The following is a 13,937-nucleotide window of genomic DNA, read 5'->3' on the forward strand; positions in this document are numbered from 1 at the left end:
GGAATCATCCGGAGCGTCTGGTTAGTTAACTGCTCTTATATAAAGAGCATAAAAAACTCTCAAAAGGAGAATAAATGTGACTGCTCTGAATCTTATCCCTGGCCAACTGAGTCTTGCCCAACTGCGCGCTGTTTATCAGCAACCGGTCAACGTCCGTCTCGACGACAGTGCCTCCGCCCAGATCGAAGCCAGTGTTGCCTGCGTGGAACAGATCCTCGTGGAAAACCGTACCGCGTACGGCATCAACACCGGTTTCGGCCTGCTGGCTTCGACCCGCATTGCCAGCGAAGACCTGGAAAACCTCCAGCGTTCGCTGGTGTTGTCCCACGCTGCCGGTGTGGGCGAGCCAATCAGCGACGCTCTGGTGCGTCTGATCATGGTGCTCAAGGTCAACAGCCTGAGCCGTGGTTTCTCCGGCATTCGCCGGGTGGTGATCGACGCGCTGATCGCCTTGATCAACGCTGAGGTTTACCCACACATTCCGTTGAAAGGTTCGGTCGGTGCTTCCGGTGACCTGGCGCCTCTGGCCCACATGTCGCTGGTGCTGCTGGGCGAAGGCAAGGCCCGTTACAAAGGTGAATGGCTGCCAGCAACTGAAGCGCTGAAAGTCGCAGGCCTGCAACCGCTGACCCTGGCGGCAAAAGAAGGCCTGGCGCTGCTCAACGGTACTCAGGTGTCCACCGCTTATGCTCTGCGTGGCCTGTTCGAAGGCGAAGACCTGTTCGCTGGCGCCCTGGCCCTCGGCGGTCTGACCGTTGAAGCCGTGCTGGGCTCGCGCTCGCCATTCGACGCTCGCATCCATGCTGCCCGTGGTCAAAAAGGCCAGATCGACGCTGCTGCCGCTTACCGCGACCTGCTGGGTGAACGCAGTGAAGTTTCCGATTCGCACGAGAACTGCGAAAAGGTTCAGGACCCGTACTCGCTGCGCTGCCAGCCGCAAGTCATGGGCGCTTGCCTGACTCAGTTCCGTCAGGCCGCTGAAGTGTTGGCGATCGAAGCTAACGCCGTGTCGGATAACCCATTGGTCTTCGCGGCTGAAGGCGACGTGATCTCCGGCGGTAACTTCCACGCCGAACCGGTTGCCATGGCGGCCGACAACATGGCCCTGGCCATCGCTGAAATCGGTTCCCTGAGCGAGCGTCGCATCTCGCTGATGATGGACAAGCACATGTCGCAACTGCCGCCGTTCCTGGTGGCCAACGGCGGCGTGAACTCCGGCTTCATGATCGCCCAGGTGACTGCGGCGGCTCTGGCCAGCGAAAACAAGGCACTGGCGCATCCGCATTCGGTCGACAGTCTGCCGACGTCCGCCAACCAGGAAGACCACGTTTCCATGGCCCCGGCCGCTGGCAAGCGTCTGTGGGAAATGGCTGAAAACACTCGCGGCGTTCTGGCTGTCGAGTGGCTGGCTGCCTGCCAGGGCCTGGACCTGCGCGACGGTCTGAAGACTTCGTCGAAACTGGAAAAAGCTCGCAGCACCCTGCGCGCCAAAGTACCGTTCTACGAGAAGGACCGTTTCTTTGCACCGGACATCAACGCCGCGAGCGAGCTGCTGGCTTCGCGCTGCCTGAATGAGCTGGTGATGGCGAAGTTGTTGCCTAGCCTGTAATGCCCCATCGCGAGCAGGCTCGCTCCCACAAGGATTACGCTGAACCTGTGGGAGCGAGCCTGCTCGCGATTCGATTTTTGCGTCGATAAGAACAACTAAGGACGAGAAATGCAAAAGCCAGCAAACGGCTTGAAACGCGGGCTATCGGCCCGACATATTCGCTTTATGGCACTGGGGTCGGCGATCGGCACCGGGCTGTTTTACGGTTCTGCCTCGGCCATCCAGATGGCCGGTCCTGCGGTGCTGCTTGCCTACCTGATTGGTGGCGCAGCGGTGTTCATGGTCATGCGCGCCCTTGGCGAGATGGCCGTGCACAACCCGGTCGCAGGTTCTTTCGGTCAATACGCCAGCACCTACCTGGGACCGATGGCAGGCTTCATCCTCGGTTGGACGTACGCATTCGAAATGGTCATCGTCGGCATGGCCGACGTCACTGCGTTCGGTATTTACATGGGCTTCTGGTTCCCGGAAGTCTCTCGCTGGATTTGGGTATTGGGCGTCGTTTCCATCGTCGGCGGCTTGAACCTGTGCAACGTCAAAGTCTTCGGTGAAATGGAGTTCTGGCTGTCGCTGCTCAAGGTCGCCGCCATCGTTGCGATGATCCTCGGGGGCTTCGGCATCATGCTGTTCGGTATCAGCACGGCCCCAGGCCAGGTGACCGACATCAGCAACCTCTGGACCCAAGGTGGCTTCATGCCTAATGGCATGGGCGGTCTGATCGCTTCGTTCGCAGTGGTGATGTTTGCGTTTGGCGGTATTGAAATCATCGGCGTCACCGCCGGTGAGGCCAAAGACCCACAGCACGTGCTGCCTCGTGCAATCAACGCCGTACCGTTGCGGATTCTGCTGTTCTACGTGCTGACGATGCTGGTGCTGATGTCGATCTTTCCTTGGCAGCAGATCGGTAGCCAGGGCAGCCCGTTCGTGCAGATCTTCGATAAGCTGGGGATCAGCTCGGCGGCCACCATCCTTAATATTGTGGTGATTACGGCGGCGATTTCGGCGATCAACAGTGACATCTTCGGCGCCGGCCGCATGATGTTCGGTCTGGCCCAGCAAGGGCACGCACCGAAGGGCTTCGCCCACCTGTCGCGCAATGGCGTGCCATGGATGACCGTGGTGGTGATGAGTGTCGCGCTGCTGCTGGGCGTGTTGCTGAACTACCTGATCCCGGAAAACGTGTTTCTGCTGATCGCGTCCATTGCGACCTTTGCGACCGTCTGGGTCTGGCTGATGATTCTGTTCACTCAGGTAGCGATGCGTCGCTCCATGACGCCTGAGCAAGTGGCGCAGCTGAAATTCCCGGTACCGTTCTGGCCGTATGCGCCGATGGCGGCGATTGCCTTCATGCTATTTGTCTTCGGCGTGCTGGGTTATTTCCCGGATACCCAAGCGGCGCTGATCGTCGGCGTGGTCTGGATCGTGTTGCTGGTGCTGGCCTACCTGACGTGGGTCAAGCCGGCGGCAGGGCAGGCGGCGCTGGTCGCGCGTGATCCTTCTTTTTCCAATCGATAACTAACGGAGGCCTCGGATGAAAACTCTCTGGCAACACTGCCACGTTGCAAGCATGGCGCAGGGCACTTACTCGATCATCGAGGATGCCGCCATCGTGACGTCAGGAGCGCACATTGAGTGGATCGGCCCACGTAGCGAGCTGCCGTCCGGCGAGTACCCCGAGGTCCATGACCTCGCGGGGGCCTGGGTCACCCCGGGCCTGATCGACTGCCACACCCACACGGTGTTCGGCGGCAATCGCAGCGGCGAGTTCGAGCAACGCCTGCAAGGCGTGAGCTACGCAGAAATCGCTGCGGCCGGTGGCGGCATCGCCAGCACCGTGCGCGCGACGCGTGCGGCGACCGAGGACGAGCTGTTCGCCAGTGCGAAGAAGCGTCTGAAAAGCCTGATGCGTGACGGTGTGACCAGCATCGAGATGAAATCCGGTTATGGCCTCGACCTCGCCAGTGAGCGGAAGATCCTGCGGGTGATCCGTCGTCTCGGCGCCGAACTGCCGATCAGTGTGCGCAGCACCTGCTTGGCCGCTCACGCCTTGCCGCCAGAGTACGTCGACCGCGCCGACGACTACATCGAACATATCTGCAGCGAAATGCTGCCGGCGCTGGCTGCCGAAGGCCTGGTGGATGCGGTGGATGCGTTCTGCGAATACCTGGCGTTTTCGCCAGCGCAGGTCGAGCGGGTGTTCGTCGCCGCGCAGAAGCTCGGTTTGCCGGTGAAGCTGCATGCCGAGCAACTGTCGTCCTTGCACGGCTCCAGCCTGGCGGCGCGTTATCACGCGCTGTCGGCCGACCATCTGGAGTTCATGACCGAAGAGGACGCCATCGCCATGGCGGCCTCCGGGACCGTTGCCGTGTTGCTGCCAGGAGCCTTCTACTTCCTGCGGGAAACCCAATTGCCGCCGATGGATGCCTTGCGCAAGCACGGGGTGAAAATCGCCATCGCCAGCGACCTTAACCCTGGCACTTCGCCGGCGTTGTCGGTTCGGTTGATGTTGAACATGGCCTGCACCTGCTTCCGCATGACCCCGGAAGAGGCCCTGGCCGGCGCGACCATTCACGCCGCGACGGCATTGGGCATGGAGCGTACCCACGGTTCACTTGAAGTCGGCAAAGTCGCCGACTTCGTGGCCTGGCAAATCGATCGTCCAGCCGACCTGTCGTACTGGTTGGGCGGTGACCTGGAAAAACGCGTCGTGCGTCACGGCGTTGAAGTCGAGTTATAGGAGAACGGTTGTGGATAAGGTTCTGAACTTCAAACAAGGCCGGGTGCCGCTGCTGATCAGCATGCCTCACGCTGGCGTGCGTCTGACGCCTGCGGTTGAAGCCGGTTTGATTCCCGAGGCACAAAGCCTGCCGGACACCGACTGGCATATACCCACGCTCTACGAGTTCGCCGCCGAGCTGGGTGCCAGCACCCTGGCTGCCGAGTATTCGCGGTTCGTCATCGACCTCAACCGGCCGTCGGACGACAAGCCGATGTATGTCGGTGCGACGACCGGCCTGTACCCGGCGACATTGTTCGATGGCGTGCCGTTGTTCCGCGAAGGGCTGGAGCCGTCTGCTGAGGAACGTGCGAGCTACCTGGAAAAGGTCTGGACGCCGTACCACAGCACCCTGCAGCAAGAACTGGCGCGGCTGAAGGCCGAGTTCGGTTATGCGCTGTTGTTCGATGCGCATTCGATCCGTTCGGTGATCCCGCACCTGTTCGACGGCAAGCTGCCGGACTTCAACCTCGGCACGTTCAACGGCGCCAGTTGCGATCCGCAGCTGGCCAGCCAACTGGAAGCCATCTGCGCTCGGCACACGGATTACAGCCATGTGCTCAACGGGCGTTTCAAGGGCGGCCACATCACCCGTCATTACGGCAACCCGGCCGAAAACATCCATGCGGTGCAGCTGGAGTTGGGGCAGTGCACTTACATGGAAGAGGTCGAACCGTTCCGCTATCGGCCTGACCTGGCGGCACCGACGCAGGTGGTGCTCAAGGAGTTGCTGCAAGGGTTGTTGGCCTGGGGGCAACAGCGTTATCCAGGATAAACATCAACCTGTGGCGAGGGGGCTTGCCCCCGTTGGGACGCGAAGCGGCCCCAAAACATTCAACCGATTTTCGTCAGATGTACCGCGTTACCGGGTTTTACGCCTGCTTCGCAGCCGAGCGGGGGCAAGCCCCCTCGCCACAACGATCGGTTGCGGTCGCCACCGTGCAAGACACGGTCGCCTCAGGGCGTTTTTGTCGCTCAGACGCTGAGTAACGTTGTGGGCACGGTGCACGAAGACACCGGGCCCACAATAACCAGCTGCCGAGCGAGCCTTCCCGATGAAACGACTGTTCAACCGCTGTCTGTTAATCCTTACCGGCACCGCACTCCTGAGCGCCAACACCTTCGCTAGCGAACCGGCGTCCTGCCAATCCGTGCGCATGGGCGTGGTCAACTGGACCGACGTGATCGCCACCAGTGGCATGGCCGAAGTCTTGCTCAACGGGCTTGGCTACGAAAGCAAGCAAACCAGCGCCGTGCAGCAAATCATCTTCGCCGGCATCCGCGACAAACGCCTGGATATCTTCCTCGGCTACTGGAAGCCCGCGATGGACAAGAACATCGCGCCGTTCATCGCCGCCAATCAGCTCAAAGTCATGGACAAGCCCAGCCTGTCTGACGCCCAGGCCACCCTCGCAGTGCCTGACTATGTCGCGGCAGCGGGCCTGAAAACCTTCGGCGATATCGCCAGATTCAAAGACCAGCTGGGTGGCAAGATCTACGGCATCGAGCCGGGCAGCGGCGCCAACACCACGATCAAAACCATGATCGAGACCAATCACTTTGGTCTCAAGGACTTCAAGCTGATCGAATCCGGCGAGGCCGGCATGCTGGCCGCCGTGCAGCGGGCAATCAATCGCAAGGAGTTCGTGGTGTTCGTCGGCTGGACCCCGCATCCGATGAACATCAACATGAAGATCAACTACCTGACCGGCAGCGAAGATGTCTACGGTCCTAACGAAGGTGCGGCGACGGTATCGACCGTGACCGCGCCTGACTACGCCCAACGTTGCCCGAACGTGAACCGCCTGTTGGAAAACCTGACATTCACTGCCGCCCAGGAAAGCCAGTTGATGGTGCCGATCATGGAGCGCAAGACCGCACAGGACGTTGCCCACCAATGGCTGCGTGACCATCCCGAGGATCTTCAACGCTGGTTGGCGGGTGTCAGCAGTTTCGATGGCAAGAAGGATGGAGTGGCGGCGGTACAAGCCAGCCTGAAATAGGCCTCAAGGCCAACACAAGAACCTGTGGCGAGCGGGCTTGCCCGCGCCGGGTTGCGCAGCGGCCCTGAAACCGGCAATCGTGGTCTTTCAGACAGAACGCATCCGTTGGTTTTACGACTGCTACGCAGCCGAGCGGGGCGGTGCGGCGTTCCGACAAGCCCGCCCGCCACAGGGTATGCGCAGACGCTGAATCGTCTGAATCGTCTGAACCCGTTGCTACCCAGGCCTTCCCAGCATGTCCGAATACCCGCTTTCACCGCAGCTCTCGGCCTTTGTCGAGAAAACCCTCAGCTTCAACAGCCCTGACAGCAGTCTGGACGGGCTGCGTCAGACTTACAGTCAAATGTGTCGGGCATTTACCCCGGCTCGCCCGGACGGACTGAAGGTTGCCGACTTCACGCTGGAAGGTGTTCGCGTCCGGTCTTACCAACCAGCGGTTGCACCGCCGGATTCGGGTTGGCCGTGCATCTTTTATCTGCACGGCGGTGGCTGGGTGGTGGGAGATCTGGACTCGCACGACTTCATCTGCACCGAGTTGTCGGCGGTTTTGGGCGTGCTGGTGATAGCCGTCGATTACCGACTGGCTCCGGAGCATCCCTTTCCGGCGGCGTTCGATGACTGCCTGAGCGTCTGGCGAGCGCTGTGCGCGGGAGTGAGCCCGTTTGCGCTGGACGCGACGCGGATGCTGGTGGCCGGTGACAGCGCCGGAGGCAATCTTGCTGCTGCGTTGTGCCTGGCATTGCGTGACCGGGGCGAGCGCCTGCCCTGCGCACAAGTCTTGATCTACCCGGGACTGGGCGGTGACGCCAGGCTTCCATCGCGCAGCGAATGTGCGGATGCGCCGCTACTCAGCAGCAGCGACCTGGACTGCTATCACGCGTTGTACTTGCGCGGTACGCGGCAACCGTCGGCCTACGCCATGCCATTGCTCGCCGATGATTTCAGCGGTTTGCCAGCGGCAATGATCGCCGTCGCACAGTTCGACCCGCTACGCGACGACGGCGTCAGTTATGCCCGGCGACTTGAAGCCGCCGGGGGCGAGGTCAACCTGTATTCAGGCAAAGGGCTGATTCACGGGTGTTTGCGGGGCCGGGGCGAGGTCGCGGAAGTGGATCTGCTCTATGAAAACCTGTTGGCATATTTGCATCGGTTTCTTGTAAGCGAAGTCTGATTTTTTGTGGGCATGCTCATTCAGGTAATTCGGGTTTATGATGCCGGACGGCAGAATAATTGAAGTCCCCCCAGGGATGAACTCGACCCCTTACGGAGCGCGCAATGCAGACTTTGTACCCGCAGATCAAACCCTACGCCCGGCACGATCTGGCCGTCGATGCAATACACACGCTGTACGTCGACGAAAGTGGTTCACCGGAAGGTTTGCCGGTGGTGTTCATTCACGGAGGCCCGGGGGCCGGTTGTGATGCGCAGAGTCGGCGCTACTTCGATCCGAACCTGTACCGCATCGTTACCTTCGATCAGCGCGGCTGCGGTCGTTCCACGCCCCACGCCAACCTCGAAAACAACACCACCTGGGATCTGGTCGCCGACCTTGAGCGGATTCGCCAGCACCTGGGGATCGACAAATGGGTGCTGTTCGGCGGCTCCTGGGGTTCGACCCTGGCCCTGGCCTACGCACAAACCCACCCGGAGCGTGTGCACGGTCTGATCCTGCGCGGGATCTTTCTCTGCCGCCCTCAGGAAATCGAATGGTTCTATCAGGCTGGCGCCAGCCGTCTGTTCCCGGATTACTGGCAGGACTACATCGCGCCGATCCCGCTGGACGAGCGCGATGACCTGCTCAGCGCGTTCCACAAGCGCCTGATCGGCAACGACCAGATTGCCCAGATGCACGCGGCCAAGGCCTGGTCGACCTGGGAAGGCCGCACGGCTACCTTGCGGCCGAACCCGATGGTGGTCGACCGCTTCTCCGAGCCACAGCGCGCGCTGTCGATTGCCCGGATCGAATGCCACTACTTCACCAACAACGCGTTCCTGGAGCCGAACCAACTGATTCGCGACATGGGCAAGATCGCCCATTTGCCCGGCGTCATCGTCCACGGCCGTTACGATGTGATCTGCCCGCTGGATAATGCCTGGGAACTGCATCAGGCCTGGCCGAACAGCGAACTGCAGGTGATCCGCGATGCCGGACACGCAGCGTCCGAACCGGGTATCACCGATGCATTGGTGCGTGCGGCCAGCCAGATGGCCCGGCGTTTGCTTGATCTGCCGCCTGAAGAAGCATGAAGGGCCTGTTACAACGCGTGCGAAGTGCACGCGTCGAAGTGGCGGAGGAGGTTGTTGGCGCTGTAGACAAGGGTTTGCTGGTGCTGGTGGCGGTCGAGCCGCAAGACACTCGGGCCAGCGCCGACAAACTTCTGCATAAGCTGCTTAACTATCGGGTATTCAGTGACGCCGAGGGCAAGATGAATCTGTCCTTGGCCGATGTCGGCGGTGGTTTGCTGTTGGTCTCGCAGTTCACCCTGGCCGCCGATACCAAAAATGGTTTGCGTCCGAGCTTTTCTACCGCGGCCCCACCGGCACTCGGAGAAGAGCTTTTTGGCTATATTTTGACCAAAGCGCAGCAGTTACATGGCAAAGTGGCATCAGGTAGATTTGGCGCAGACATGCAGGTGCATCTGGTCAATGATGGCCCGGTAACCTTCCTGTTACAGACCTGAAGACGCTTGAAACATCTTTTCAGGCGTGTTTCGGTCGAAAATAGGGGTTTTTCGCGATAAATACTTTGCTACCCCTGATGCGTTGTAACGCGGCCTACTAGATAATCCCGCGCTACGGGGATCAGCGTTCGTTGGCCCATTTTTGACTTAGGTAGAGACTTGTCCGCAACCGTTTGGGGAATCATTTAGCCCCATCGGAGTCGGAACAATGCTCGCCAACCTGGCATGAGTGGTCTGTACGGTTGGTTTTGTGAGCATTATTTCGGATGTCAGGTAGCCAGAAACAAGGCGCTGCGACGAGTCATAGCCCGCTATGGCGAGAAGCAGCAACGCAGTATCTGGTTACCTGACGCCGAAGTAAGCTCACAAAACCGACCACACAGACCGCCTAGTCTGGCCGTTGGTTTTTTGATCTGTTTTCGGCGAGGGTTGCTCGTGATTGTTAGTCCCTGTAATGCACCAAAATTGTCTGCCAAACGGTTACGAAACGCACTGGTGACGGGCTCTGCTTTGCTTTGCCTGCTCAGCGCTGGCCAGCTTTGGGCATTCAATCTGGATGATGTGTCGGCCAAGGCAAAAGAGCTGGCCGGGCAGAAATACGAAGCTCCGCGCAGCAATCTGCCGAACGAATTCCGTGAGATGAAATTCGCGGATTATCAGAAAATTCGTTTCCTGACCGAAAAAGCCGAATGGGCCGACCAGAAAACCCCGTTCAAGCTGTCGTTCTATCACCAGGGCATGCACTTCGACACGCCGGTGAAGATCAATGAAATCACTGCCAACAACGTTGAAGAGATCAAGTACGACCCAAGTCGTTTCGATTTCGGCGACGTGAAGTTCGATCCTAAATCCACCGAAAAGCTGGGTTATGCCGGCTTCCGTGTGCTGTACCCGATCAACAAGGCCGACAAGCAAGACGAAATCATGACCATGCTCGGCGCGAGTTACTTCCGCGTCGTCGGCAAAGGCCACACCTATGGCCTGTCCGCCCGTGGCCTGGCGATCGACACTGCGTTGCCGTCCGGTGAAGAATTCCCGCGCTTTACCGAGTTCTGGATCGAGCAACCCAAACCGACCGACAAGCACCTGGTGATCTACGCGCTGCTGGACTCGCCGCGTGCCACCGGCGCCTACCGCCTGACCCTGCGTCCGGGCAGCGACACCATTGTCGACGTCAAGGCGCAGATGTTCCTGCGTGACAAGGTCAGCAAATTGGGCATCGCGCCACTGACCAGCATGTTCCTGTTCGGCGCCAACCAGCCGTCGAAAGTGCTCAACTACCGTCGCGAACTGCACGACTCCAGCGGTTTGTCGATCCATGCCGGCAATGGTGAGTGGATCTGGCGCCCGTTGAACAATCCGAAACACCTGGCTGTCAGCAACTTTTCGGTCGAGAACCCGCGTGGTTTCGGCTTGCTGCAACGTGGTCGCGACTTCAGCCACTACGAAGACCTCGATGACCGCTACGACAAGCGCCCAAGCGCCTGGATCGAGCCACAGGGCGACTGGGGCAAAGGCACCGTCGACCTCGTAGAGATCCCGACCGCCGACGAAACCAACGACAACATCGTTGCCTTCTGGAGCCCGGAAAAACTGCCTGAGCCCGGCCAACCGCTGGACTTCTCCTACCGTCTGCACTGGACCATCGACGAAGCTGCCCTGCACTCGGCAGACAGCGCCTGGGTTCAACAGACCCTGCGCTCCACTGGTGACGTGAAACAGTCCAACCTGATTCGTCAGCCAGATGGCAGCGTTGCCTACCTGGTGGACTTCACTGGCCCGTCCCTCAAGGCACTGCCGGAAGATGCGCCGGTTCGCAGCCAGGTCAGCGTTGGCGACAACGCCGAAGTGGTCGAGAACAGCGTGCGCTACAACCCTGAGACCCAGGGCTGGCGTTTGACCCTGCGCATGAAGATCAAGGACCCGGGCAAATCCACCGAGATGCGTGCTGCGCTGGTCAAGGAAATCGTCGCCCCTGAGCCGGTGAAGGCTTCGCTGCCGAACGCCAATTCTTCCATTGCCAAGGCCGACAAGATCGCCGCCAAGCAACTCGAGAAGAAAGAAAAGGAATCCAAGGAAGCGAAAGACAAAGATGCCAAGCAGCCTGCCGCTGCCGAAGCAGCCCCTGCCACACCTCCTGCCCCGGATGCAGCCAAGACTGAACAAGTGCTGACCGAGACCTGGAGCTACCAGTTGCCAGCCGATGAGTAATTCCCAAGTACAGCCAGAAACTCTCAACGAGTATCTGGCGCACCTGCCAATGACCGATGAGCAGCGCGCAGAACTTGCGGGCTGCACATCTTTCAGCGAACTGCATGAGCGCCTGTCGTCGAAGACCTTCGACGCACCGGGCGAAGCGAACCAGGCTTCGGTCGGTCGCCGGCTGACCCTCAACTCCGCCGAGGAGCTGGAAGAAGCCGAGATGTTGGCGCTCGACGCCGCCGGTCGTGTGTGCCTGAAGGCAACCCCGCCGATTCGTCGGACCAAGGTCGTGCCCGAGCCATGGCGTACCAATATCCTGGTGCGTGGCTGGCGTCGCCTGACCGGTCGCACCAACCCTCCGGCACCGCCGAAGGATGAGCGCGTGCTGCCGGCGGCTCGCTGGCGCACCGTCGGTTCGATCCGCCGCTACATCCTGCTGGTGTTGATGCTGGGCCAGACCATCGTCGCGGGCTGGTACATGAAAGGCATCATGCCGTACCAGGGCTGGTCGTTCGTCGACCTCAACGAAGTCCTGCACCAGCCGCTGCTGCAGACCGCCACGCAAGTGCTGCCCTATGCCTTGCAAACCAGCATCCTGATTCTGTTCGGGATTCTGTTCTGCTGGGTGTCGGCCGGTTTCTGGACCGCACTGATGGGCTTCCTCGAGTTGCTCACCGGGCACGACAAGTACCGCATTTCCGGCGCCAGCGCCGGCAACGAGCCGATTCCCAAGGACGCTCGCACCGCGTTGGTGATGCCGATCTGCAACGAAGACGTACCGCGAGTGTTCGCCGGTTTACGCGCGACCTTCGAGTCGGTCGCCGCCACCGGTGACCTGGATCGCTTCGACTTCTTTGTCCTCAGTGACAGTAACGACACCGATATCTGCGTTGCCGAGCAGCAAGCCTGGCTGGACGTCTGCCGCGAAGCCAAGGGCTTTGGCAAGATCTTCTATCGCCGTCGTCGCCGTCGCGTGAAACGCAAGAGCGGCAACCTCGACGACTTCTGCCGTCGTTGGGGCAGTGATTACAAGTACATGGTCGTACTCGACGCGGACAGCGTGATGAGTGGCGAATGCCTGACCAGTCTGGTGCGCTTGATGGAAGCCACGCCGGATGCCGGGATCATTCAGACCGCGCCACGTGCCTCGGGCATGGACACGCTGTATGCGCGCATGCAGCAGTTCGCCACACGGGTCTACGGTCCGCTGTTTACCGCCGGCCTGCACTTCTGGCAGTTGGGCGAATCCCACTACTGGGGCCACAACGCGATCATCCGCATGAAACCGTTCATCGAGCACTGCGCCCTGGCGCCGTTGCCCGGTAAAGGCGCATTTGCGGGGGCGATCCTTTCCCACGACTTCGTTGAAGCGGCGCTGATGCGCCGAGCCGGCTGGGGCGTGTGGATTGCCTACGACCTGCCTGGCAGCTACGAAGAACTGCCGCCGAACCTGCTCGACGAGCTCAAGCGTGACCGTCGCTGGTGCCACGGCAACCTGATGAACTTCCGGCTGTTCCTGGTCAAGGGCATGCACCCGGTGCACCGTGCGGTGTTCCTGACCGGCGTGATGTCTTACCTGTCGGCACCGCTGTGGTTCTTCTTCCTGGTGTTGTCGACGGCGCTGTTAGCGGTCAACACGCTGATGGAACCGCAGTACTTCATGGAGCCACGACAGCTGTATCCGTTGTGGCCGCAATGGCATCCGGACAAGGCCGTTGCGCTGTTCTCGACGACCATCGTGCTGCTGTTCTTGCCGAAGTTGCTGAGCATCATCCTGATCTGGGCCAAGGGCGCGAAAGAGTTCGGCGGCAAGTTCAAGGTGACCCTGTCGATGCTACTGGAGATGCTGTTCTCCATGCTGCTGGCGCCGGTGCGGATGATCTTCCACACCCGTTTCGTACTCGCTGCGTTCCTCGGCTGGGCGGCGACCTGGAACTCGCCGCAACGTGACGACGATTCCACGCCGTGGAGCGAAGCGGTACGCCGCCATGGTCCGCAAACCTTGCTGGGCTTTTTCTGGGCCTTGCTGGTGGTCTGGCTGAACCCGAGTTTCCTCTGGTGGCTGGTACCGATCGTCGGTTCGTTGATGCTGTCGATCCCGGTGTCGGTGATCTCCAGCCGCGTGAAGCTCGGCCTCAAGTCCCGCGACGAGAGCCTGTTCCTGATCCCTGAGGAATACGCACCGCCGCAGGCCTTGCTGGCAACCGATCAGTACACCCACGAAAACCGTTGGCACGCACTGAACGACGGCTTCATCCGCGCCGTGGTCGATCCGCAGCAGAATGCCCTGGCGTGCGCGCTGGCGACTTCGCGTCACGGTCAGGCCGAGCCGATTGAGTGGCTGCGTATCGAACGGGTTCGTCATGCGCTGAAAGCCGGCCCTGCCGGGTTGAACAACCATGAGCGTCTGCAACTGCTGAGCGACCCTGTAGCACTGGGTCGCCTGCATGAGCAGGTCTGGAGCGACAGTCACGCCGAGTGGCTGGATGCCTGGCGAGCGTCGGTGAAAGCCGATCCTCACGCACCGTTGTTGCCGCTCAAACCACTGAGCACACAGGCACAACCGGCCTGATGAAAAAGCCCCGCTACCGAGCGGGGCTTTTTTTTTGCGTGAGTGATCAGCAAACAACAAATCCCCTTCTGCCCCCTTGTGCAAACGGACGAGT

The 13,937-nt window shown here is 60.4% G+C and carries 10 protein-coding genes; all 10 read left to right on the forward strand.

Annotation, left to right across the window (positions count from 1 at the left end; all coding sequences use genetic code 11):
• The first annotated feature begins 76 nt into the window (after nucleotides 1-76).
• The 10 genes from hutH to mdoH all read left to right on the forward strand — a co-directional run bounded on the left by hutH (nucleotide 77) and on the right by mdoH (nucleotide 13,843).
• Entirely contained in the window at nucleotides 77-1,609 is a 1,533-nt protein-coding gene (hutH, locus tag AC3WK5_RS04435; RefSeq protein WP_103317059.1) for a histidine ammonia-lyase, read from the forward strand.
• A 108-nt stretch (nucleotides 1,610-1,717) separates the two neighbouring features.
• On the forward strand, nucleotides 1,718-3,124 hold the full coding sequence (locus tag AC3WK5_RS04440; protein ID WP_103317061.1) for an amino acid permease: 1,407 nt from the start codon (nucleotides 1,718-1,720) through the stop codon (nucleotides 3,122-3,124).
• A 16-nt stretch (nucleotides 3,125-3,140) separates the two neighbouring features.
• On the forward strand, nucleotides 3,141-4,346 hold the full coding sequence (hutI, locus tag AC3WK5_RS04445) for an imidazolonepropionase (protein WP_103317063.1): 1,206 nt from the start codon (nucleotides 3,141-3,143) through the stop codon (nucleotides 4,344-4,346).
• 10 nt (nucleotides 4,347-4,356) lie between these two features.
• Nucleotides 4,357-5,160 carry an N-formylglutamate deformylase gene (hutG, locus tag AC3WK5_RS04450; protein WP_103317065.1) on the forward strand — a complete coding sequence of 268 codons (804 nt, stop codon included), beginning with the start codon at nucleotides 4,357-4,359 and terminating at the stop codon, nucleotides 5,158-5,160.
• A gap of 280 nt (nucleotides 5,161-5,440) precedes the next feature.
• Nucleotides 5,441-6,388 carry a choline ABC transporter substrate-binding protein gene (locus AC3WK5_RS04455; protein ID WP_103317068.1) on the forward strand — a complete coding sequence of 316 codons (948 nt, stop codon included), beginning with the start codon at nucleotides 5,441-5,443 and terminating at the stop codon, nucleotides 6,386-6,388.
• Between the two features lie 235 nt (nucleotides 6,389-6,623).
• Nucleotides 6,624-7,559: an alpha/beta hydrolase gene (locus AC3WK5_RS04460; RefSeq protein WP_103317070.1), complete on the forward strand. Its 936-nt coding sequence runs from the start codon at nucleotides 6,624-6,626 to the stop codon at nucleotides 7,557-7,559.
• 104 nt (nucleotides 7,560-7,663) lie between these two features.
• Nucleotides 7,664-8,635, forward strand: coding sequence for a prolyl aminopeptidase (pip, locus tag AC3WK5_RS04465; RefSeq protein ID WP_054595195.1), 972 nt, complete (start codon nucleotides 7,664-7,666; stop codon nucleotides 8,633-8,635).
• Nucleotides 8,632-9,069 (forward strand): D-aminoacyl-tRNA deacylase, encoded by a 438-nt coding sequence (dtd, locus tag AC3WK5_RS04470; protein ID WP_103317072.1) that lies wholly within the window; start codon nucleotides 8,632-8,634, stop codon nucleotides 9,067-9,069. The genes pip and dtd overlap by 4 nt, the downstream gene beginning before the upstream one ends.
• A gap of 435 nt (nucleotides 9,070-9,504) precedes the next feature.
• Nucleotides 9,505-11,280 carry a glucan biosynthesis protein G gene (locus AC3WK5_RS04475; protein WP_103317074.1) on the forward strand — a complete coding sequence of 592 codons (1,776 nt, stop codon included), beginning with the start codon at nucleotides 9,505-9,507 and terminating at the stop codon, nucleotides 11,278-11,280.
• Nucleotides 11,273-13,843 carry a glucans biosynthesis glucosyltransferase MdoH gene (mdoH, locus tag AC3WK5_RS04480; RefSeq protein ID WP_103317076.1) on the forward strand — a complete coding sequence of 857 codons (2,571 nt, stop codon included), beginning with the start codon at nucleotides 11,273-11,275 and terminating at the stop codon, nucleotides 13,841-13,843. Before AC3WK5_RS04475 ends, mdoH begins: the two co-directional genes overlap by 8 nt.
• Nucleotides 13,844-13,937 lie beyond the last annotated feature (94 nt).

It is taken from the genome of Pseudomonas sp. FW306-02-D09B, from assembly GCF_058782685.1.